Annotated in this window: 21 protein-coding genes; 5 read left to right on the forward strand and 16 right to left on the reverse strand. The window is 60.3% G+C overall.

Annotated elements, in window-relative coordinates:
- Window positions 1-199 precede the first annotated feature (199 nt).
- Entirely contained in the window at window positions 200-400 is a 201-nt protein-coding gene (locus LB565_RS08350) for a hypothetical protein (RefSeq protein WP_224582688.1), read from the forward strand.
- Window positions 401-462: 62 nt separating this feature from the next.
- On the opposite strand, the gene LB565_RS08355 is transcribed toward LB565_RS08350, so the two are convergent.
- From LB565_RS08355 to LB565_RS08365, 3 genes are read right to left on the reverse strand one after another with little or no spacing between them, the layout of a single operon-like run.
- A complete protein-coding gene (locus LB565_RS08355) occupies window positions 463-900 on the reverse strand; it encodes a hypothetical protein (protein ID WP_224582691.1) in 438 nt (145 codons plus the stop codon).
- Between the two features lie 13 nt (window positions 901-913).
- Entirely contained in the window at window positions 914-1,519 is a 606-nt protein-coding gene (locus tag LB565_RS08360) for a general stress protein (RefSeq protein ID WP_224582701.1), read from the reverse strand.
- A 26-nt stretch (window positions 1,520-1,545) separates the two neighbouring features.
- On the reverse strand, window positions 1,546-2,301 hold the full coding sequence (locus tag LB565_RS08365) for a DUF4142 domain-containing protein (protein ID WP_224583104.1): 756 nt from the start codon (window positions 2,299-2,301) through the stop codon (window positions 1,546-1,548).
- Between the two features lie 1,452 nt (window positions 2,302-3,753).
- Here LB565_RS08365 and LB565_RS08370 point away from each other — a divergent pair.
- Together LB565_RS08370 and LB565_RS08375 are read left to right on the forward strand one after the other, a co-directional pair.
- Window positions 3,754-6,456, forward strand: a complete 2,703-nt coding sequence (locus tag LB565_RS08370) for a PAS domain S-box protein (RefSeq protein WP_224582703.1) — start codon at window positions 3,754-3,756, stop codon at window positions 6,454-6,456.
- Window positions 6,431-6,928 (forward strand): response regulator, encoded by a 498-nt coding sequence (locus LB565_RS08375; protein WP_224582705.1) that lies wholly within the window; start codon window positions 6,431-6,433, stop codon window positions 6,926-6,928. The genes LB565_RS08370 and LB565_RS08375 overlap by 26 nt, the downstream gene beginning before the upstream one ends.
- Before the next feature lie 667 nt (window positions 6,929-7,595).
- On the opposite strand, the gene LB565_RS08380 is transcribed toward LB565_RS08375, so the two are convergent.
- The 7 genes from LB565_RS08380 to LB565_RS08410 form a co-directional block, all read right to left on the reverse strand.
- Window positions 7,596-8,558 (reverse strand): manganese catalase family protein, encoded by a 963-nt coding sequence (locus LB565_RS08380; protein ID WP_224582707.1) that lies wholly within the window; start codon window positions 8,556-8,558, stop codon window positions 7,596-7,598.
- Between the two features lie 198 nt (window positions 8,559-8,756).
- Window positions 8,757-9,725 (reverse strand): ABC transporter permease, encoded by a 969-nt coding sequence (locus tag LB565_RS08385; protein ID WP_224582708.1) that lies wholly within the window; start codon window positions 9,723-9,725, stop codon window positions 8,757-8,759.
- A gap of 4 nt (window positions 9,726-9,729) precedes the next feature.
- On the reverse strand, window positions 9,730-10,734 hold the full coding sequence (locus LB565_RS08390; RefSeq protein ID WP_224582709.1) for an ABC transporter permease: 1,005 nt from the start codon (window positions 10,732-10,734) through the stop codon (window positions 9,730-9,732).
- Entirely contained in the window at window positions 10,731-12,284 is a 1,554-nt protein-coding gene (locus LB565_RS08395) for a sugar ABC transporter ATP-binding protein (RefSeq protein WP_224582710.1), read from the reverse strand. Before LB565_RS08395 ends, LB565_RS08390 begins: the two co-directional genes overlap by 4 nt.
- A gap of 60 nt (window positions 12,285-12,344) precedes the next feature.
- Entirely contained in the window at window positions 12,345-13,325 is a 981-nt protein-coding gene (locus LB565_RS08400; RefSeq protein ID WP_224582712.1) for an ABC transporter substrate-binding protein, read from the reverse strand.
- Between the two features lie 58 nt (window positions 13,326-13,383).
- Window positions 13,384-15,045: a GMC family oxidoreductase gene (locus tag LB565_RS08405; protein ID WP_224582714.1), complete on the reverse strand. Its 1,662-nt coding sequence runs from the start codon at window positions 15,043-15,045 to the stop codon at window positions 13,384-13,386.
- A gap of 24 nt (window positions 15,046-15,069) precedes the next feature.
- A complete protein-coding gene (locus LB565_RS08410; RefSeq protein ID WP_224582716.1) occupies window positions 15,070-15,738 on the reverse strand; it encodes an FCD domain-containing protein in 669 nt (222 codons plus the stop codon).
- A gap of 235 nt (window positions 15,739-15,973) precedes the next feature.
- On the opposite strand from LB565_RS08410, the gene LB565_RS08415 reads away from it, so the two are divergent.
- Together LB565_RS08415 and LB565_RS30010 are read left to right on the forward strand one after the other, a co-directional pair.
- A complete protein-coding gene (locus tag LB565_RS08415) occupies window positions 15,974-17,074 on the forward strand; it encodes a mandelate racemase/muconate lactonizing enzyme family protein (protein WP_224582721.1) in 1,101 nt (366 codons plus the stop codon).
- A 363-nt stretch (window positions 17,075-17,437) separates the two neighbouring features.
- Window positions 17,438-17,692, forward strand: coding sequence for a DUF6894 family protein (locus LB565_RS30010; RefSeq protein WP_411970619.1), 255 nt, complete (start codon window positions 17,438-17,440; stop codon window positions 17,690-17,692).
- A 60-nt stretch (window positions 17,693-17,752) separates the two neighbouring features.
- Here the strand turns inward: LB565_RS30010 and pqqE are convergent, their stop codons facing one another.
- The 6 genes from pqqE to LB565_RS08440 form a co-directional block, all read right to left on the reverse strand.
- A complete protein-coding gene (pqqE, locus tag LB565_RS08420; RefSeq protein ID WP_224582722.1) occupies window positions 17,753-18,889 on the reverse strand; it encodes a pyrroloquinoline quinone biosynthesis protein PqqE in 1,137 nt (378 codons plus the stop codon).
- The gene (gene pqqD / locus LB565_RS08425; protein WP_224582723.1) at window positions 18,886-19,182 is read right to left on the reverse strand and encodes a pyrroloquinoline quinone biosynthesis peptide chaperone PqqD; all 297 of its coding nucleotides are present in this window, start codon (window positions 19,180-19,182) and stop codon (window positions 18,886-18,888) included. Before pqqD ends, pqqE begins: the two co-directional genes overlap by 4 nt.
- Window positions 19,179-19,937 carry a pyrroloquinoline-quinone synthase PqqC gene (gene pqqC, locus LB565_RS08430; RefSeq protein WP_224582725.1) on the reverse strand — a complete coding sequence of 253 codons (759 nt, stop codon included), beginning with the start codon at window positions 19,935-19,937 and terminating at the stop codon, window positions 19,179-19,181. The genes pqqD and pqqC overlap by 4 nt, the downstream gene beginning before the upstream one ends.
- The gene (gene pqqB, locus LB565_RS08435) at window positions 19,934-20,872 is read right to left on the reverse strand and encodes a pyrroloquinoline quinone biosynthesis protein PqqB (protein ID WP_224582735.1); all 939 of its coding nucleotides are present in this window, start codon (window positions 20,870-20,872) and stop codon (window positions 19,934-19,936) included. Before pqqB ends, pqqC begins: the two co-directional genes overlap by 4 nt.
- Before the next feature lie 134 nt (window positions 20,873-21,006).
- Complete coding sequence (locus LB565_RS29820) at window positions 21,007-21,141, reverse strand: hypothetical protein (RefSeq protein ID WP_263488410.1); 135 nt, start codon at window positions 21,139-21,141, stop codon at window positions 21,007-21,009.
- Window positions 21,142-21,514: 373 nt separating this feature from the next.
- Window positions 21,515-22,087 carry a DUF1003 domain-containing protein gene (locus tag LB565_RS08440; protein ID WP_224582737.1) on the reverse strand — a complete coding sequence of 191 codons (573 nt, stop codon included), beginning with the start codon at window positions 22,085-22,087 and terminating at the stop codon, window positions 21,515-21,517.
- Window positions 22,088-22,311: the final 224 nt, after the last annotated feature.

Here is a 22,311-nt window from a genome sequence, read left to right on the forward strand (position 1 = left end):
GGAGCATGGTTACGCTCGCGAGCTCCCATGTCGGAATAAGATTTGATGCAATTGCGGAAAAAATATCCTGCGTGCCATTTATTGACCCGACGGTTTGTTCCGGTCTGAGCCAGGTAGGTTTGGGAAAAGATGAGTCTTCCACTAGTCGCGAACCGAACGTCCACGGTGACGTACGGTCAGCAGATCGAGTGGTGACGCCGTGAACCGCACCGTGCCACCCAAGCGGACCAGCAATGGAATGTCCACTATCCATCCGCGCGGGCATCAACTTGACTCGGACGATGCGCAGAACGTCGCCGTTAACTTGGTCTATCTGTTCCAGAGAGCGATGATGAACGAGTTTGACCTTATTGATACCTTGGGGGCTCAGTCGCGCAAGAACCTACGCCGCGTTGGCTGAACAAGCCGCTCGTCCGATAGCAAACTGGCCGACTGCATTGTGGCGGATCGCAAGCTGCTAGGTCAAGCAGGCGACCGCAATAGCCGCTTTCTATTGGCCCTAATCTTCCCGCCATAGTAAGTTACAAACTTATCTGCTGGTGCGCCCATAGCGAGCATCATAATTGAGCGACCGGCAGCCTCGATTTTTTCACTGATCATCAACTTAGCTTCGCGTTCAGCCGCTTTGCCGCCAGTAGCAATTCGCATACCTCTAAGCCAGATCACTTGCTGCGCCTCCAGTATCGAAAGTGAGAGATCGATGCATAGATTGAACATTGAGCGCTCCTGATTGGGAAGAGAGAACGGCAATCTCGTTCGTCGGTTCCGCCGAATTGGCAGGTCGAAAAACTTCTCTCTGGGAGCGAGTTCAAGGAAGAAGCCGAACGTTCTCTTCGAGACTTGCGCGAGCGGTGAGGACCCGATCTGCCCGAGAAGAAAAGGCCCCGTGGAGAGTTCCACGCGGCCTCATCGATTACAGCGGTGTCGTTCGGCGAACGCGATCGCGTTCCGCTTGGATGTCATCAAAGGGCTCTGCGCCAGGGTCGAATCCTGTCCATCCGGCGGACTCGTAAGCGCTGCGCCGTTCGTCAAGATTGACGGAACGCTCTCCTCGCAGGATGCGCTCGGCCTCGCCGGTCAGCCGATCGTCCACTCTGGCAGTCACCAGACTGCCTCCCCGGCGAACACCCTCGGCATAGACATGGGCATCACGTTCCGAAACACCGGATTCCGTCAGCGCCCCGACTATGCCGCCTGCGGCTCCACCAACCACAGCGCCGCCAACCGCGCCGACGGCCGTAGCAGCGAGCCAGCCTGCCGCCACGACCGGCCCGACACCGGGGATCGCCATGATCCCGAGCCCCGTGAGCAGGCCGCCCGCGCCCCCGACGAGCGCGCCCAGGCCGGCACCAGCGGCGGCATCTTCACTGGTTTCTGAAGTCTCATCCTGCCGATACCAATTGTCGGAATTGTTCGCCACGATGCTGATGTCGTCTCGCGGCACGCCGATCGCTTCTAATTCGCTTACGGCGTCGGAGGCGTCCTGATAGTCATCGAAAAGTCCGGTGACAGTGGTCATTGTTTTCACTCCATTTCTGAGTTCGGTTATTGAGCGCCGGCAACCACGTTGCCTTGGAAATCGAGCGCTACGGTCACCTGCTTTCCGTCTTTCTGGGCGGTGCCGCGCCAGATGCCTTTGTCGTCCTTCGTCAGTGCGCTGACATTCGAAAATCCGGCATCCTGGATCCGTGATTTCGCCTGCGCTTCGGTGAAGCTGTTGGCGCCAGGTACGGGCGCGGCCGGATTGTTGGTGTCGCTCGTCGACACCGCGGGCGTCGTCGAGCTCGTTGTGGAAGACTTGTCGTTGGTGCCGGAGGCGATCTTTTCGATCATTTCCTGATGCATCTTGAGCGTCGGCAACGTCTCCTGCGCGAATGTCTTGAGCTGAGCATTGTCGCCGTCCCTGGCGTAGCCTTCGAACAGCTTCACAGCGTCGGCATGTGCGTCCCGCTGCATCTTCACGTAGGACTTGTCGAATGGTTCTTTACCAGTGTTCAGGCTGTCGAGTTCGCTCTTGTGCGCGGCGTCTGTCTGGGCAGGCACCTTCAGCTTCTGCTCGCCGGCGATTGTCTCGAGCTTGGCGTTGGCCGCGCCGTGATCGTCGATCATCTTCTGGGCGAAGTCTTTGACTGCCTGATCCTGAGCCTTGCCTTGTGCGATCTTGCTTGACTCGACCTCGAACATGCCTCCGGCGGCGGCCTTGTCGACGAAGTCCTGGGCTTTATCGGCGGCGTAGGAAGGCGCGGCAAATGTCAGGACCGCGCAGGTGGAGAGCGCTGCCATCATAAGGCGGTGTTTCATCGATAAGTTCCTTGTTGAATGGGTGTCACTCAACAAGCGCCAGACCCCTTTGTTCCGGTCCAAGGACAATTTAGGCCACTACAGGAATGCCTCTTGCTCAGGAGGCGGCGCCAGGTCGTCTGTAAGGCGAGGTGCGTCGAGATTCGCGCCGCCCCAATCGCGACGAGCCAAGCGCGGGCCGGCTCTCCTGTCGCGTTCGACCTTAGCCGCGGTCAGCCGCCGTTTGCAGGATGTAGAGCGCATCGCCATCAGCAATGCAACGGCGGGTATGGCCTGCCATTTCATTCGGTTAGTCCTTCTGCTCGTCACGCTTACGGCTCGGCGGTAGCGGGGCGGCGAGACGGATGTCCTTGCTGCCGGTGACCATAACTCATGACAGCGAAATTTACGGCCTACCCGGAGCTCTTGCATCGGAGCGGTAGAGCCAGCGTATTTGCATCTTCAGATCCTGCACAGGATCATCGAGCCCACTTGCACCGAGGCTGTTACACTCCAATTTCGGAGTCCGATAGATTGGGACTTCGATCCAAGCAATGTACTTATATCGCGGCCGATCCTTCTCCGGATGAAACTTGACGTAAGAGATCACGGCGGTTTTCACATCATCGACCAGAGCTGATGCCAATCCAAATGCTGTGCGTTGCCCAACTGCGAAGGTTTGACCCTCCACATGGCATAGGGTTCAGTTCGGAAGTATTCGAGTCCGCCCTCGATGACCGACTCGCCATGCACCACCACGAGGTGTCCAGCGAGCACATAGGATTCGTCCCAAGTGCCTTGGAAGAAGACGTGCGAGTGCCAGATGCGTCACTGTCTGCACCCGGCATGGTGGCGGGAGATATAGGAAACATTGGGGATAGGTCTGACCAAAGATTCCGCCACTTGCTAGCGCGGCTTTCCTGCCGGATCAGGCCATGTTTTAGGCCATCGCAAAACTTCGGCGCACAAGGACGGCGTGTTCGGACCGGAAACTCACAGCAGGTGTTCGCCTGGCGGCGCGAAGCGCGCAAACAGGCCGCTTCGGTGCAGCAGGAATCCCCGGCTTTCGTGCCGGCCGTGGTGGCGCCTCCGGAACCCGCGCCGAAGCGTCCAGCGCAGCCGCGGCGGTCTCCTCCGACAGCTGCCCGATCGTTAAATATGTAGCGGGTTATATTAGTCCAGAACGATATTAAGCGCTCCGCAGCATCCATTGTGCTTGTCCTGCTCGGAGCCGGGAACCCTGACTTTGATTGGCTGCTTTTTGCATAGGTCTAGGAAAGCGCGGTGCCGAGCAAGCCTGCGGCGAATGGCTCGAAAATAGCGGCATCATCGAATTGCCGGATTTGCTGAGCAGCGCCGGCGAACGCCTTGAAGCATCAACACTTGCCGTTACTGGCTGGGTGAATTGTGCAGCCCGTTGGAACCTCTCGCGAAATCGGGTGTTAAGCTGCGTTTAGGGGCCTTCAACCTTTCATGGAACAACGAGCCTTGCCCTCCAGCGTTTCTAGCGCGAAATCCTTGGCCCATGGCGAGGAGGTCGAAGGGCCCCGTGCGGTCCTGCTCCTCGGCAACGAGATGGAAGATTTCTTCGAGAATGCAGCCGTGGCTCTCCACCTGGTGGCCAATGACGGCACCATTTTGCGCGCCAATCGAGCCGAACTGGACTTGCTCGGCTATTCCGCGGAGGAATATGTCGGCCGCAACATCCGCGAATTTCACGCCGATGCCGCCGCAATCGACGACATTTTGAACCGCCTTTCTCGGCATGAGCAGCTTCAACATTATCGCGCGAGGTTGCGCGCCAAAGACGGCTCCATCCGTTGGGTGGAGATAACGTCAAATGTTCGTTCGGCTGGTGGTCGGTTCCTCGACACGCGCTGCATCACCATCGACGTAACGAAGAAGGTCGAAGCGGAAGAGTTGTTGCGCGAACAGGAGCAGAGACTTGCCCTGACCTATCACAGCGCTGGTGTGGGAATCGTGGAAGCTGACGCCGAAGGCCGGCTGCTGCGGGTGAACGGACATTTGTGCCGTCTTTTGGGCTGCACGCAGGAGGATCTTGTTGGCCGATCGATTTTCGATCAGACCTTTCCTTCCGATGTCGAAGCGGATCGCACGAAATATCGCCGACAGGTCGCCGGCGAGATCAAAAGCTACACGATCGAGAAGCGGTTCGTCCGCAAGGACGGGTCGCTTTTCTGGGCTGCCGTAACTTCTTCCAGCGTTTACGACGGCAGCGGACGGTTTCACTATGCAGTACGGGTGCAGCACGATATCACCGAGCGCAAAGAGATTGAGGCTACACTGGCCCAAAGGGCCGAGCAGCAGGCTGCGCTGCATCAATTGACGGAAATGCTGCAGCACGCCCTTACCCGCGAAGACGTCTACGAGGCTGCGCTCGATGCGATCCAGCGCGGGCTGAGATGTCAGCGCGCTTCTATTCTGGTTTTGCAAGGCGGGATCATGAAGTTTGCCGCCTGGCGGGGCTTGTCGGACGCGTATCGAAGCGCCGTGCAAGGCCATTCACTCTGGTCCGCGGCAGACCACGATCCGCAGCCAGTTTGTTTGCGGGATGTGGAACAGGCCGAACTCCCCAGCAACTTAAGACACGCAATCCGAACAGAAGGCATCGGCGCGGTCTGTTTCATTCCGATAATCGAAGGCGGGCGTCTGCTGGGCAAGTTCATGGCCTATTTCGACGAGACGCACGAATGCTCGGCAGAAGAGATGGAAGTCGCCCGGACAATCGCGCGCCAGCTCGCGTTCGGCATTGAACGTGTCACAGCACAGAATGCGACCCAGCGACTGGCGGCAATCGTGGAATCGTCCCATGACGCCATCGTAAGCAAGGATCTCAACGGCATCGTCTCGACCTGGAACCGCGGCGCCGAGCGCCTCTTCGGGTATACGGCAGCGGAGATGATAGGCAAGCCCATCACCACCATCATTCCTGAGGATCGGCAGCACGAAGAGCCCCTGATACTGGGCCGCATCCGCAACGGCGAACTCGTGGATCATTTCGAGACGGTTCGCCGCCGCAAGGACGGAACGCTGGTAGATATCTCTCTCACAATATCGCCGGTTCGAGATGCGTCAGGCCGTATCGTCGGAGCTTCCAAAATCGCCCGAGACGTAACCGACAAAAAGGTAGCGGAAGCGAAGATACAAGACAGCGAGCGCCACCTTCAAGACTTGCTCGCCGCCATTCCTGCCGCGATCTACACCACGGATCGCGACGGCAAGATCACATACTTCAACGAAGCGGCGGTGCAACTCGCCGGCCGAACGCCCGTTATTGGCACCGACGAATGGTGCGTGACATGGAAGCTCTACTGGCCGGATGGAACGCCGCTTCCTCACGATCAGTGCCCCATGGCCATCTCACTGCGCGAAGGGCGGCCCATCCGGGGATATGAGGCGGTGGCCGAGCGGCCGGATGGTAGCCGGGTTCCATTCATTCCCTATCCGACCCCGATGCGCGATGCCGCTGGAAACATCACCGGCGCCATAAATATGCTGGTCGATGTGAGCGAGCGTAAGCAGGCCGAAACCCAGCAACGGATCTTGCTCGACGAGCTCAATCATCGCGTGAAGAACAACATGATGATGCTGAAGTCCCTGCTTTCGGTTGCGGCGAGGACCAGCAAGAGTTCGGAGGCCCGGACCGTTCTGGATGAGGCCAGCAAGCGGGTGGCCGCGATGGCTGCCGCTCAGCGGGTCCTCTATGACACGCCCGATGCCATCAACTTCGGTGCCGAACCTTTCCTGAGCGCTGTTTGCGAGACGGCAAAACAGATGTTTCCCACAGCCGTTCAATTGTTCTGCGAGGCAGATCCGATCCAACTGCCAAACGACGTTGCGATGCCGCTGGCGCTTATTATCAACGAGCTGTTGATCAATGCCGTGAAGTATGGCCTGCGCGGAAATGGGCATGGAACCATTCGCGTTTCCATCAGACAAAATGGCCCGGCCATTAGTCTGGCGGTCGAGGATGAGGGCCCGGGCTTCGAACTGAATTCGGTGCGCTCGTCTTCGTCAGGCCTGCGACTCGTCGAAGGGTTGGTGCGACAGATCGGCGGGATTTTCGAAGTTAGCCGGCACCCGTCCAGATGCACCGTGACCTTTTGTCAGATGCCCCAGGAGATTAGCCTTGCCACCAAAAGCAGCGATACCTGAGTTGAGCCGTGCGGGGGACATCAATCGATCTTTCAGGCCGCAGGTCGTCTTCTCCCGAGATGATGTGAGCGGAGGACGCGCTGAAACCACTCTCAACCAGTCGATCTTGGTCGTCGAAGACGACTACCTAATTGCGTTGGATATAGAGGCCGGACTGCTGGCCGAAGGCTTCTCGCTAGCGGGCCTCGCGACCAGCGCCGATGAGGCGATCAGCGTGGCACTCTCGACTAAGCCGGTGCTTGCGCTGATGGATATCCGCTTGTTGGGCGAGCGGGACGGCATCGACGCGGCCGTGGAATTGTATCGCGATCTTGCGATACGATGTATCTTTACGACCGCGCACGGTGATCGCGACTTGAGGCTTCGAGCCGAGGCGGCCAGACCGCTGGGCTGGGTGCAGAAACCCTATTCTATAGCGACGCTAGTCGCAGCCATTCGAGATGCCTTTCAGGAGCTCGAGAAGGAGAGCTGAACGCGCGGGGAGGGCAGTTGGATCCGCCCAGCGCGCCACATCAGTGCTTGATTTTGGGTGCCAAGGTGCTCTGCTCTCTTAGCCTTGCGGGAGGTCCGTCTCGATCGCGGCAGCCGTGCTCGTACATCACGGCTTTTTAACGTTTAGGGCTGTCGCGCCTCATCCTCGGAAGAACATTGTGATCTGCAAGGCCGTCCGGATCTATCGTGACCCTGCCTTCCTCGACATGAGAGACAGTGCCCACGCGCTCTGATGGGCGCAGGATATGGAAGGGCCGGCGAGCACTGCGGGATTGCCTCCGCTCCGGATGGTTCTCCTCGATGCCGACAACAGGTTGATGTACGAGCCGCTGCCGAGGAAATCGAACCATCGCGAGCCGAATTCGCCAGCCGCAGGATCGGGGCCTTTGGATGCGTGGCCGCAATCTATTGGCTTATGATCGCTCGGGGGCGCAATCGAGCGGTTCTGAAGAGTTCGCGAACGCTGCGCAACCGAAACGCAACGACAACGTCTGGCGACCAACGCTGACTGACGTTGCGCACCCAAGGTGCTCGAAACATCAAGCGAAAAGTGCAGACGGGTGCGGGAGACGATTCCGCCTCTCCGCTCTTGCAGGCTCGTGCTACCCGTCAGGACGGTGACGGGTAGACGAAACCGAGCCCCAGTCTTATTTTTTCTTGCGAGCGGCGGCATCGGCCCGCACAGGCGCCTCGTTGATATTGGCTGCGCCGCCCATGTCGCCATTCTTGGTCCGTCCGGCTCCCGGCCCGGCGCCGATATCGGCGCCTGTGGTCGGATCGGATGAGGGATCCGAAAGGGTCCGCTCTCCCATTTTTGCAACCACTTTCATGTCTTTAGCCGCCAGCTTGACTGTTGCTGTCCCATCGCCATCGTCCGCCGGCATGACTTCGTCAAGATCGTCCACGCGGTCCCATTCGTCTCCCGAATTCCATGGGCCATTCGTGTCCCCTTCACCCTGCGACGTGTTGACGTACATGCTCGCATATTTCTCAATGCCGGGAAGCTTGCCCGTCGGAAAGTTGTTCTCGATCGCGTAGAGCGCTTTCTCGAAGGATTTTTGATGCGCGATTTCGCGCGTCATGAGGAATCCGAGGGCGTCTTTGACGCCGGGATCTTCGGTGATGTTGATCAGTCGCTCATAGACGATCTTGGCACGCGCCTCGGCGGCAATGTTAGACCGCAGATCGACGGTAGGCTCGCCGCGGGAATCGACATAAGCGGCAGTCCACGGGACTCCGGCCGAGTCGCACAACGCAGGCGCGCCGCCAAACAAGATGGACTCTTTAGCCGTCGTGCCGCTTGCGCCGACCATCAAGTACAGCTCGGCTTCTTTCATCTGCCCCTCGGCCAGCTGCGCCTTCAGGCCTTTGTTGAGCATGGTAACAATCGAACCGACGACCTCGAGATGGCTGAGCTCCTCGGTCGCTATGTCGAGCAACATGTCCTTGCGGCCGACATCGTCTTCGCCCAGCCCTTGGGTGAAATAGCGCATTGCGGCGGCAAGCTCGCCGTCGGCGCCGCCGAACTGCTCCATGATCATGCACGCCAGCCTCGGATTGGGCTCGGAAACACGAACGGTGTATTGCAGTCGTTTATTGTGCATGAACATGAGGCTTCCTCCAAGGGTTGGCGTTCCGTAACCTCCCAACACCTGGAATGTTCCTGCGTATAAGACAGAATGACTTAAAACGTGCGTTTTCTGAATCCGCCGAGCCGCGTTGACGTCGCGTGCTCACCCGGATCCGTCTTTGTCACGAAAATTGCTGCAAGCTGACGTTATGCAATACTTGAGGGGGGGCCGAGACGTTCAGAGCGCGTTGAGACGCCGACGTGTCAGTCGGGCCTGAAGGAGGACTACGACCAGGAGGAACAGTCCTCGGATCACTGATTGCCAGTAGGCTGAAAGCGAGATCCATCCCATCCCGTTCTCGAAATTCAGAACATTGAAAAGGATGCCGAGCAGGAGCACACCGGCGAGCGTGGTCACAACCGAACCCGAGCCGCCAGTGAGCAGCGTCCCGCCGACCACAACGGCTGCGATGGCGAACAATTCCCAACCCACTCCTTCAATGGGCTGTCCCGCCCCAAACTGCGACGCAAGGATGACACCGGCGAGTCCTGCCAAGCCCCCGCTCGCGACATAGACCAAAAACTTCACGCGATCGGTCCGCAGGCCCATGAGACGCGAAGCATCCTCCCCGCCGCCAATTGCCAGCACCGCCCGTCCGGTGCCGGTGTAATTCAAGACAAGGGAACCGATGAGATATGCCAGGACGGCGATAGCCGCCGGGATCGGAAACGTCCAGAAATTGCCTTGGCCGATGGCAGTGAAGCCCGATTCATAGGAGACCGAAACGGTCTGGTTACCCGCAAGCAGGAGGGCCGAGCCACTGGCGGCCTGCATCGTGGCGAGAGTGGCTATGAACGGCATCAGATTGGCGCGTGTGACAAGGGTCGCATTGATGAGCCCGGCGGCCAGCCCAGCGCCTATACCGGCCGCGAGACCAGGAACGATTCCATAAGGACTTGCCAACGCCGAAGCCACGCTGCCCAAGGCAGCGACGGAGCCTACGGAAAGATCGATTCCCCCTGTCATGATGACGAAGCACATACCAAGCGCCACCAGCGCGAACATGGAATTGTAACGTAGGAGAGTCATCACGTTGTAGAAGCTGACGAACCGATCATAACGCAGGAAACCGAATAGAATAAGCGCAGCGAGGGCGATCAATACGCCGTAGGTGCCAATAATGCGGACGAGGCGGGCACGATTCATAAGACTACCCGCGATGCTGCTGTTGCAGCCACACAGCGAGCGCGATGATCCCCGCCTTGACCACAAGGGCAGCGGCGTCAGGCACCCCGTTTGCAAGAAGGGTGTAGCGCACCAATTGAATGGTAAGCGCGCCCAGCAGGCTACCGACGATGGTGGCCTTGCCGCCGCTGAGCAGAGTTCCGCCCACTGCAACTGCCGCGATGGCATCGAGCTCCATACCAAGGCCAACCAGGTTGGCGTCGCTGGAGGAGTTGATTGCAATCACGATTAGCCCGGCCAGCCCGGCGCAAAGGCCGCTTATGCCATAGACAGCAAGCTTGATCTTGGAGACTGCAATACCAGCGAGTTCGGAAGCCTTTTCATTGCCGCCGACCGCCAATATGCATCGCCCGAACAGCGTTTTTTTCAACGCCCATGCAGCTGCCGCGACAATGACAGCCATGATGATGACTTGGGCCGGGATGTCCAAGGGTCGGGCAAGGCCGATCCATTGAAATTCCGGTACGCGGAAGGTCTGCAGGTTCCCGTTCGTCATCACCTGAGCGATGCCGCGGCCCGCGATGAACAGAACCAGTGTCGCAACAATGGGCTGGATTCGGAAGCGGGCGACCAACCAGCCATTGAAGAGCCCCAACAGCCCGGCTACCAATACTGAGACGATCATCGCGGCCGCGACGCCCAGGTAGATGCTTCCGATCGGAAGGATCTTGCCCATGAAGATCATCGGCGCCAGCGCACCCGAAATAGCCATTAGCGATCCGACGGAGAGATCAATGCCGCCCGTGGCTATTACGAGCGTCATTCCGACGGCTACGATGACGATGGTGCAGACCTGAGTGAGGTTGACGTTCAGCGTCTGCATTGTCGCGAAATTGCGTGTGAAGGCGAGGTTGAACGCAACCAGCAAGACAAGTGCGATCGAGGTACCGTAGCGTGACAGAAAGCCGAAGAGATCGAAGCTTCGCGCGACGGCATCCCGCTCCGCATATGACCTCGGCAGCTCGGTCATGTCGTGGCCCCCGAGGAAGCGCCTGTCCCGTGCGCCATCGCGGTCAGCACTTTTTCTTCGTTGGCGGCTTCAGCTTCCAATTCGGTCACGCTGACACCATCGCGCAGAACGAATATGCGATCCGCACCTTCGATCACTTCCTCCAGCTCTGACGAGATCATGAGCACGCCGAGGCCCTGATCTGCAAGTCTCCGGATCAGACGCTGAATCTCGCCCTTGGCACCCACATCGATCCCCCTTGTCGGTTCGTCGAGTATGAGCAGCTTCGGATTCATCGCCAGCCAGCGGGCAAGCAGTACTTTCTGCTGGTTCCCACCCGAAAGCTCTCGCACCTTCTGATTGGGCCCGGAACATTTTATGCCGAGCTCGCGGATGAACCGCTCGACGATTTCGCGCTGGCGCGAGTCGTCCAGCACGCCGTTGCGGCTGATTTTCGGAAGCAACGCAAGGGTGAGGTTTTCTGCCACCGTCATCTCCGGAACGATACCTTCGCCCTTGCGGTCCTCGGTGCAGAAGCCCATGCCGGCGGCGATCGCGTCGGCGGGACGGTCGGGGTGGTACTCGGCACCCTCCATCGTCATCTGGCCGGCGCTTGGGCGATCGACACCGAACACGAGCCTTGCGGTTTCGGTGCGACCTGCGCCGAGGAGGCCCGCAAAGCCCGCGATCTCGCCGCGCCGGAGATCGAAGCTCACATTGCGCACAGCCTGCCCGGCCCCAAGCCCTCGGGCAGAAAACATCACATCCCCAATTCTAGAGCGGTCGCGCTCGCCGAAGGCTGTGGCGTGACCCTCGACAGCCGCGACATCGCGGCCGAGCATAGCTGCGACAAGTTCCAGTTTGCCGATTTCTTCCATTGCGGCGCTGCGCACGGTGCGGCCGTCGCGCATGATCGTGACTTGGTCGCAGACCTCATATAACTCGTCGAGCTTGTGGCTTACAAAAATGACGGACACCCCTTCAGCCTTCAACTGATGAATGACGCTGAACAGCACTCCCACTTCGCGTTCGTCGAGCGACGAGGTCGGTTCGTCCATAATGACAAGGCGAGCGGAGAATCCTATAGCCCGCGCGATCGCGACCATCTGCTGTGTTGCAGTGTTGAACTCGCCAAGCGGACGGCGAACATCAATGCCAATTGCGAAGCGGCTCAGCAGGCGCTCGGCTTCCGCGTGCATGGCATTCCAGTCGAGCAGGCCGTAACGGCGCTGTTCCCGACCCAGGCAAATGTTCTCCGTCACTGACCGTAGCGGGACCAGATTGATCTCCTGATAAATCGTGCTGATGCCGTTGACTTGCGCCTGGTGGGGCGAGTGGACCTCAAAGGGCTCGCCTTCGAACAGCACTTGCCCGGCATCCTTGCGGTGGTATCCCGTCAAAACCTTGATCAGCGTCGATTTGCCGGCGCCGTTCTGGCCTATCAGGGCATGGACCTCGCCTGAGCGCACGCAAAGCGACGCGTCCGCCAGCGCCGGTATGCCGGCGAAACGCTTTTGGATGTCGCGCATGTCGAGAAGCAGCGGGGAAGGTCCGTCGGGCGGCCGCGTCATCTGCAAAGCTCCAAAAAAGCCTCCCCGCCGAGGCGGGGAGGCGCCATAAACTAGATAGCTTCAGAACGCCGTACTGATCTTGTCCTTTGCGTTCGTGCCGTCGTAGAAGTCATCGTCGTTCTTGATGAACGGCGGGATTTGCTTTCCGGCGGCATAGTCGGCCATCGTGGCGAAAGCCTTCGGTCCGAAAAGCGGGCTGCAGCCGCAGATGGCGCCGATCTTGCCGTCGACGATTGCTTGCACGCCGTCCTTTTCGCCGTCTATCGAGACAATCAGCACATCTTTTCCGGGCGTCTTGCCGGCGGCCTCGAGAGCTGCGATCGCGCCGAGCGCCATCTCGTCATTGTGGGCATAGATGATATCGGCTTCAGGATGGGCCTGCAGCAACGTCTCCGCCACCTGGCGGCCCTTGTCGCGAGCGAAGTCGCCCGACTGTGAGGCGACAATCTTGAATTCCGAGTGCTTGGCGATGATGTCGTCAAACCCCTTCTTGCGGTCGTTGGCTGGCGAGGAACCGGTGGTGCCTTCCAGTTCGATAATCTTCGATTTTCCATTTGCGTTCTTCACCACCCATTCGGCGATGCGGTTACCCTCATTGATGAAGTCGGAGCCGATGAAGGTGACGTAATCCTGGCCAGGCTTGGCCATGGTATGGTCCACATCGCGGTCAATGAGAAAGACCGGGATGCCGGCATCACGCGCGGCCAGGATGACCGGCACCAACGGCTTGTCCTCGCGGGGAGGCAGGAAAATCGCGTCGACGCCCTGCGCGATCATGGAGTTTACGTCGGAGGCCTGCTTGGCCGAGGATCCGGCGGCATCAGTATAAACGAGCTGATGGCCGAGCTTTGCAGCCTCATCCTGCATGCTTTTGGTTTCAGCCAGCCGCCATGGATTATTGCTCTCGGTCTGGGCGAAGCCGACCTTGTACTTGTCTTTCTTGGCAAGCGGCGGGAGCGCGGCGAAGGCGCGTGGAGCGAGGGTAAAAGCGGCCACGCCGACGGCGGAGCCTACCAACAATTTCCGACGGGTAATGATCATGCTTTCCTCCTTGGTTGTCGTATTTTGACGACGTTGAATATTCCTCGCCTATGGCGGGCTAGGTCAGCTCGCTTGCAGACACCGCCCTCGATTGAGTCACTCCGCCCGCTTCCAAAATGAAATCGGCGCAGCGGTCGCCCAGCATCATGGCGGGTGCAGCCGTGTTGCCGGCGTTGATGTTAGGGCACACCGACATGTCGGCAACGCGCAGGTTTTCTATCCCGCGCACCCGCATGGCCGCGTCCAGAACGGCCATTCGATCGCTGTCCGGACCCATGCGGCATGTGCCGGCCGGATGGTAATTCGTTTTGACGAAGCGCTTGCAGTGCTTTTCGAGCGCCGCGTCGCTGAGGTCGTCTTCCCGGGGGACGGCTACAGCCTTGATGCGATCCGCCAGCGGCTTCGCGTGGAATGCCTTCAGGAAATAGCGCTGGCCGGCAATCATCTGCTTCATGTCGTCTTGATGTTTGAGCAGGTGCGGAGAGACGACCGGCATGTCATTCGGATCTGCCGAACGGAGCTTCACGAAGCCACGGGACTTCGGCTTGACGACCACGGTCGTCACAGTGAGGCCGTAGGTATTCTCGACCAGGGTCAGGATATCGCGGTCCAGGTACACATGTGGCACGCAAAACGCCTGGATCGTCGGTTCGCCATCCGGATCGGCCGGATTGACAAAAGCCCCAGCCTCGACTCCCGCGGACAGGATCGTGCCGGCGCCAAACAGCTTGAAATGCAAGCCGTTCTTGATCATCCGCCAACCCTGGCCTTGCTTAAAGTAGCCGTAAGGCCCGTTTGCCGTGGCAATAATCGGCACTTCCGGATGGTCGATCAGATTCTGGCCTACGCCCGGAAGGTCGGCGATGCAGGCAATGCTATGTCTGGACAGTTCCTCGGCCGGGCCAATACCTGACAGCATAAGGAGTTTCGGCGAGACCAGCGCGCCCGACGAGACGATCACGTCGCCGTCCGCATAGGCCTCGTGTTCGGTTCCCGATTGGTCAGTGTAGATTACACCCTTTGCGCGCCCGTTCTGGATCAGCAGTCGCCTCGCGGCAGAATTCAGCCTCAGCGTCAGCCTGGGATCCTTAGCCAAAGGCTCGATAAACGCATAGGCAGCGCTGCTGCGCTTCCCGCGCCGGTTCATGAATTGATAGAAGCCCACTCCGCGTTGCGACGGCCCGTTGAAGTCATGATTGTAGGGCAGTCCGAGCCGTTGAACCGCCTGTACGAACCAACGCGAAACGTCGTCAATGTGACCGGGGTCTGAGACCAGCAGTGGCCCTTCGCTCCCATGCAGGTCGCCGCTAAGACGATTGTTGCCTTCCATGGCCGTGAAGTGGGGCAGCACCGCCGGCCAGTTCCAGCGGATGCCGGCATTGTTGCCGCGCAGCAACTCATCCCATTCGTCATAGTCCGAGGCACGGCCGCGCATATAGATCTGGGCATTGACCGAGGTGCCGCCGCCCAGCACGTTGCCTTGCGAGATTTCGTGTTCGCGGCCATCCAGATGTTGCTGCGGCTCGGTGCGGTAATATCGCATGAACTTCGAGCCATTGATCATCTTGAAGATCCCCGGCGGCATATCGAGCAGCGGGTGGTGATGCGAATGCCCGGCTTCGAGAAGCAGGACCCGCCGTCCTGCCTTCACCAGCCGCGCCGCGACCACGCAACCCGCTGCTCCGCCCCCCAGCACGATATGATCGTAAGTCTGCGTCATTCTCGCCGGTCCTCCCTCCGGCCCTCACGGCATTTCAAATGTGCCACGGACATACTCCCAGGCCGCGGAAAGATGATTGAGCAGCGCCCGCTCTGCGCCGTCTGGATCTCGCTCGATGATCGCCATGCAGATTTCGCGGTGGCTCAGGAAATTGATGCGGTTGCGCTCGGGTGATCGAGGCATGCGCATCCAATGCGGTGACAGCCACGCGGTGAAGGCCTTGTGCACGGCGGGCATCACCGGGTTGCGCGTGATCTGGTAGAGCACGGCGTGGAATCCTACGTCGGTGGCATAGAATTTTTCCGAATCCGGTATTGCCGCCTCGTTCATCTCGAGCGCTGATCTGAGCGTGGCCACGTCGTCTTTGCGCGCATGGATGGCGGCGTTGCGCGCAAGAGAGGCTTCAAGAAAGACCCGGGTGTCGTAGAGGTTCTTCACTCCCGCCTGAGCGCTTAGCAGGTGGCCGACAACACCTTCTAAAGCGCCGAACGCCGCCTCCAGCCCCGGCCGGCGGACCACTGGGCGAAAGCGTGGACGCGCTTCGATCAGACCGCGGCTTGCCAGGCGAGCGACCGCTTCACGCACTACGCCGCGGCCGACGCCGTACTCGGCCATCAATTCGCGCTCGGCCGGCAGGAAGCTGCCGTCGCCGAGCTTGCCGGAGGCGATATCCGCTTCGATTCCGATCACCATGGCGTCTGCGGCGCGAGCAGCTCCGCTCGTGGCCCGCGTTCCAAGATGCTGTGGTGTACTTAGCAAGCCATCCTCCACTTGAGGCAATCATTAATGCTCAGATCGGACCAAAGCACAAGGTCTGGTGAGCTATCATCGGACCAAAAGTGCGGTAAGTCGCCGATCCGGTTGCGATTAGCCCGATTGAGTGCCATTATGGTATGACGAAATGGGGTCAGGCGGCGAGAGCTTCGCAATGGGCGATACAGAAATCACGGACGTTGAGGTTCGGCTTTTCCGGGTGCCGCTGCGTGAAGTAATGACCGACGCCAAGCATGGCGCTCACACGCATTTCGAGCTGGTGACAGCGACCCTGAGGCTGGCGGACGGCAGCGAAGGGACTGGATACACCTACACTGGCGGTAAAGGTGGGCATGCGATCGGAGCCATGATCGTGCACGATCTGGCGCCGTTCCTGAAAGGACGGGACGCGACCGACATCGAGGCGCTCTATGATGGGATGCTATGGCACATCCATTATGTCGGACGCGGCGGCATCGCGTCCTTTGCAATTTCTGCGGTCGATATAGCGCTCTGGGATCTGCAGGGCCGGCGCATCGGCCGGCCACTCTGGGAAATGGCAGGCAAGGCCGGCAAGACAGCCAAGGCATATCGCGGCGGCATCGACCTGAACTTCTCCCTCGATCAGTTGCAGGCGAGCATCGACTCCTATCTCGCCGCCGGGTTCAATGCTGTGAAGATCAAGGTCGGCAAAGACGACCTCGCGGAGGATGTCGCCCGAGTTAAGGCGATCCGCGAGCGCATTGGGCCGCACACCCCGTTCATGGTGGACGCCAATTACGCACTCGACATTCATCGGGCGATCGAAGCGGCGAAAGCATTCGCGCCTTACGAGTTGCTGTGGTTCGAGGAGCCCATCATACCTGACGATTACCAGGGCTACGCTGCCATTGCCGACGCGACGGGCATGCCGCTGGCCATGGGCGAGAACCTGCATGTGATCGAGGAGTTCGAGCATGCCTTCGCCTGGTCGAAGCTATCCTACATCCAACCCGACGCGTCGAACTGTGGCGGCATTACAGGCTGGTTGCGGGTGGCCGAGCTTTCCCGCAAGGCCGGAATTCCGGTGTGCAGCCACGGCATGCAGGAACTGCATGTCAGTTTGGTTGCGGGCCAACCAAACGCCGGTTGGGTGGAGGCGCACAGTTTTGACATCGATCTGTACACCACTCGTCCGCTCAGGTTGCAGGATGGGCTGGCAGTCGCCCCAGACGAGCCAGGCATTGGTGTCAGCTTTGACTGGCGTAAGCTGGATAACTTCGAGGAGAGGGTCTAAGCCAAGATCGGTAACGGACCGAATATGACCGGAAAAAGCCAGCTTGCCGAGCGGACCAGCCCCGGTCGGCGCGACGCGCACAGAAGCTATCGCGCTGCAAAAGGAGCGTGCCGCGAATAAGTAGCACCCGCCGAACGGCGAGCGGCTGGTCTACGGCCGATCACTGATCTCCCGGCAGAAACGAAGTGTTCTATCGCTGATTGGGCTATCGCAAGCGGAAGCGGAGCACCTGGCCAATCAGGCAAATGTTCGACCGCTATTATCGCGCAAGGTATCAACTTTTTTTGCGAGACCTCGTCCCTCAGCCCATTGCGATCACTCAAATGTAAATGCGCTAGCATCCGGAGTGCTCAAAATGGCTGAATGCCACGGTACGCTTTCGAAGTTACGAGAAACGGGCAGCGCTTTGCCGATGCGTGGGTTGAACTGGACAGCCTGGGGGACATGCGACGAGAAGCGCTTAAGGCGCTGCACGATATCGCCGTCGACGAAATAGCTGAGAGCGACGTCGATGAGACCCTGACGATCTCGGTCTATGATGAAACCGGCAGGGCGATATATTCAGCAACTCTCACGGTCTCACAATCGCTGCCGCTCTTGCACCTATTTGGCCGGTGAGAGGCGTCGCAAGAGGTTGCGTCGAAGTGGGTCCGCCGCCGAACATTTTTGGGTGGGCCGTTATCGGGGGCCATGATCAGTGCGCGCGTCACGTGGGGTTGTGGCGCCGATCCGCCGGAAAATGAAGCTTTCATTTCCCCCCGGCGCTGCCTGCGCGGCGTCGGTCAGCATCGCCATTCGCTTGTGGATCGGCGACTTGATGCAGGCCGGATCCGTTGCCGCCGCATCGCCGGCGATCGCCATCGCCTGACACCTGCAGCCGCCCCAATCGACCTCGCGGCGCTCGCAGCTTCGGCACGGCTCCTGCATCCAGTCGGTGCCGCGGAAGGCGCTGAATGCCGGTGAGTCGGCCCAAATTTCGGCGAGCCTGCGGTCTCCGAAGCGCTCGAAGCGCAGCGAGGGAATGGTCTGGGCTGCATGGCACGGCAACACGGTGCCGTCGGGCGCCACCATGAAGGCGTCGCGCGCCCAGCCGCCCATGCATGGCTTGGGATAAACGGCAAAATAATCCGGCGTGACGAAATCGATGTTCATGATGCCGGCGAGCCTTTCGCGCGCCGCCGCGACGATGTCCGCCTGCCGGTTGACCGCTGCCAGGTCGGGCATCAGCCTGTCGCGGTTGGCGAGCGCCCAACCGGCATATTGGACGTTGGCGATCTCGAGCCGTTCCGCATCCAAGGAGAGGGCGAGGTCGATGAATTCCGGCACTTCCTCGATGTTATGGCGATGAACCGGCGCATTGATGGTGAGGGGCAGCCCGGCCGCGCGGGCGCGGCGAGCCGTCTCCAGCTTCTTCTCGTGACTGCCCCGGTGGTTGCCGATACGGTCGGTGGTCGCCGGACGGGCGCCCTGGAAGCTTAATTGCAGGTGGTCGAGACCGGCTTCGGCAAAGGCCTCGATGCGGCCCTCAGCAATGCCGATGCCGGCGGTGATGAGGTTGGTGTAGACGCCGCGCGCCGAAAGCCCGGCGATCAATTGCTCGAGGTCGCGACGCAGCGTCGGCTCGCCGCCGGAAAGATGCACCTGCAGGACACCGAGATCGGCGGCCTGCGAGAACAGATCGAGCCAGGTCTGCGTGTCGAGCTCGTGGTTCGCCTTCAGCAGTTCGAGCGGATTAGAGCAATAAGGGCACTGCAGCGGGCAGCGATGCGTCAGTTCCGCCAGCATGCCGATAGGGGGCAGGAGGGGCGCGCTCATAGCTTCACCAAAAGCTTGTCAGACCATTCCTGCAGGAAGGCGATGACGTCGGCCGCCACCTCCTGCGGATCCGTGTCATAGTCGGCCGCAAGATCGGCGATGATGCGCTCGACGGTGGACCGGCCGTCGCAGCGGCGCAATATGTCGAGACTGATCTCGTTCGGCCAGAATACCTTCTCCGGCGAAAGCAGCGCGAAGGCCTGCCGCATGGGATCGTACTGGATGCGCACATGCCTGGGCAGCGATGGCGCCGACTGCAACGACACGATGGCTCTGTCCCGCAGTGCTGTCATGGCCCCGCCTCCGGGCGGAAGGCGCCGGGCGGTATGTTTCCCGGCGCGCCATATGCATGCTGGAGTGCATCGAGCATGGCCCAGAGTATGTCGCATTTGAACACCAGCGCATCGATCGCCTGCTGCTGGCGCTCGGGCGTGTCGGCATGGGCGAGCACATAGGCGAGGGCGAACTCGGCGTCGCGCGATGCCTGTTCGGGCCGCCGGCTGAAATAGGCCAGCGTATCCTTGGTGATGTAGTCGTATCTGGCCAGCATCGCCGACACCCGCTCGCCGATGATGGTCGGCGAGAACATCTCGGTCAGCGATGACGCGACTGCCTCGAGCAGCGTACGGTTCGTGCAGAAGGAAAGATAGGCGCCGACGGCGAAGCGGGTCGCCGGCAGCGCCAGCCTTTCGCTCTTGACCGCTTCGGCATCGAGCCCGAGCGAGGTTGCCAGGTGCAGCCAGCGCGCGATGCCGCCGCTCCAGCCATCATCGCCGTCATGGTCTTCGATGCGCTTGCGCCACGCGGCACGAAACGCCGGATCCTCGGCACGCGCCAGGATCATGGCGTCCTTGCGTGGAATGACGGCCTGGTAGCAATAGCGGTTCAGCGCCCAGGCCTGCATTTCGGCCTTCGACAGTGCGCCGCCGGTCATTCTGTGATGGAAAGGATGGCGGTTGTGATAGCGCTCGTCGCCGACCCGCCGCAGCACGGCCTCGAGTTCGCTCTTAGACAGTCCGCCTCGGGCCGCGTCATGGAAATCGCTCAAAATTCCATCTCCATGCCCTCGCTGGCGACTTCCCAGCCAGCCGCCTTGACCGCCGCGTGTTCGGCGGAATTCTCGTCCAGAACAGGATTGGTGTTGTTGATATGGATGAAGATACGGCGACCGATCTTCACATCGGCCAGGCCGGCGATCGAACCCGCTTCTCCGGACATTGCGATGTGCCCCATGCGCGCGCCGGTTTTCTGGCCGACGCGGGCCGTGATCATCTCGTCGTCCGTGTAGACGGTGCCGTCGAACAGAAGGCAGGCGGCATCCGCTAGGCGCGTGCGCAGTGCGGCATCGATGCGCGCGCAGCCCGGAATGTAAAAAACCGCGCCGCGACCGCCGGTTCCGCTGATACGGACGCCGATCGTGTCGCCCGTGTCGGAGCTGAAATCGACGGCGGGATCGCCTCTTTGCTCAAGATAGAGCGCGACCTTGCCTGGCACCGGAAAGCTGCCGACGACCACGCCGGTCGGGTGGCCGTTCGCGCCGCAGATCGCCATTTCCTCCGTCGGCGCCAGCAGGCGCCGAGGCACGATCGCCGGATCGAGAACATTGAAGATCGAATTCGCCTCCAGCGTCGCCAGCACCTGCGCCGTCGCATAGATCGCGAAAGGCTGTCGCTCACGCAGGCTCAGCAGGCCGGCGACATGGTCCACGTCGGCATTGGTCAGCACCACCGCGCGGATAGGCGTCGAGCGCAGCGGTGCGTCGGCCGCGGGCTGCAGCTCGGGCGCTTGCGCAATCTGCTGGCGGATATCGGGCGACGCGTTGAAGAGAACCCAACCTGTCCCGTCCGTCGATACGGCGATGGATGATTGGGTTCGCGAACGCACGCCGGGCATGCCCGTGCGAGCCGCGCGGCTCAGGCGGTAATTGCAGTTCCATTGCGGAAAGCCGCCTCCGGCCGCCGATCCGATGATCTTCACGCGCATGCCAACGCCCGCCCCACGACCCGTCCGATCGGCTTTTCGGCCGCAGACAGTTTGATATTCGCGTTTCCCGCCGCAAAGCCCTCACATGCGGCGGGGTGCATGCCCCCGCTGGCAGGGACATGCACCCTTGCGGCCTACTTCCTGGGAGGAATTTCAGCAGGCAGATACCGCGAAATTTCGAAGCCCGCAGCGACCTGGCACATGGTCGGTTTCTTCCAGCTCTTCTTCATCGCATTCTCCTCTTCTGCCAGCCCGAAGGAGCCGGTCATGTCTTTGGCTCCATCGCGGGCGGGCGCAATGGCTCGTCCATCACTTCACAAATGGACAAATGAAACACTGCGTTCTCAAACAACCAAATCGAAGATCGGTTCCTTTCCTCCGTCGCCTCTTTCGTTTTCACGACCGGCGAACTCATCTCGTTCGCGCCCGCGCGGCGAGCCAAGCCAATTCACCAAGCATTTCCTCCCGTGTCCTTGGCGGCGCGAGGGGTCGTAGGCGGTGATCGCTCCGGCCAAAAACAGCAGCGTGCATCCGGCGACAACGCCCAGTCGACAGCCGGGTAAAGCGCTTCAGGGCAAAGTAGCAGATCAAGCGAGCTTCGCGCGGTTGGCGAGAGCCGAAGCGCCAGCACAGGCTGCGGGATCAACTTGGCGTCGCCCGTTCGCCCACCTCTTCGATTTTGTCCAGAACAGCTTCGGGTGCCACGTCGCGCTTGAGCTCCTTCAGCTCGTCGTCACCTTTGGTATCCACGTCCAGCCGCTTGGCAATCTCTTCGACCAGTTTGATGAGCTTGGTTGTCTCATGTTCATTCAGCAGACTGACCTGCAGATCGAGGTCTGCCCTGGCATTGTCCTCGGCCGCCATGCGGTTCTGGTTGATCAGAACGAATGTCGACAGAAAGATCGCCTCGACCGAGGCGAACATGGCCAGGATGACCAACGATGGATCAAACGGCTTTATGAAGGTTACGATGCCGAGATTGAGTGCGATCCACGCCCCAAACAAGACAAGGTGGATATAGACGAACATCATGCTGCCGGCGAAGCTGCTGATAGCTGCGGCCGTGCGTTGCTCCAGGGATGCAGACTTCGCGTCGCGTTTCCGTCTCGCGACCAACGCCTCTATGTTCCGCGCCAGGGCAGGGCTGAGGCCTTCCGCCGCCGGGGTGGTTGGCGTGCCGTAGCCCTTGCTGTCGGGGGCGGCCGTGGCACCCATTCTTGTCTCTCCCATCTAGGCTGCCTAACTCCCTGTTCGACAATTCGCTCCATTTTGCTCGGCTTCGAACGCGCGCATCCACGTTCCTGTCGCCAATGCTGCCGCCGCATTGGCGAATCCTGCGGATCACCGCTCGTCATTCCTCGGCGTTGGTTGCGTGGCCGCAGAGCCTATTAACGGCCATGTCTGTGCGCCGAAAAATCGACCAGACCGCGAAGCTAGTC

This window comes from Mesorhizobium sp. CA14, assembly GCF_020165195.1.
Lineage (GTDB): Bacteria > Pseudomonadota > Alphaproteobacteria > Rhizobiales > Rhizobiaceae > Mesorhizobium.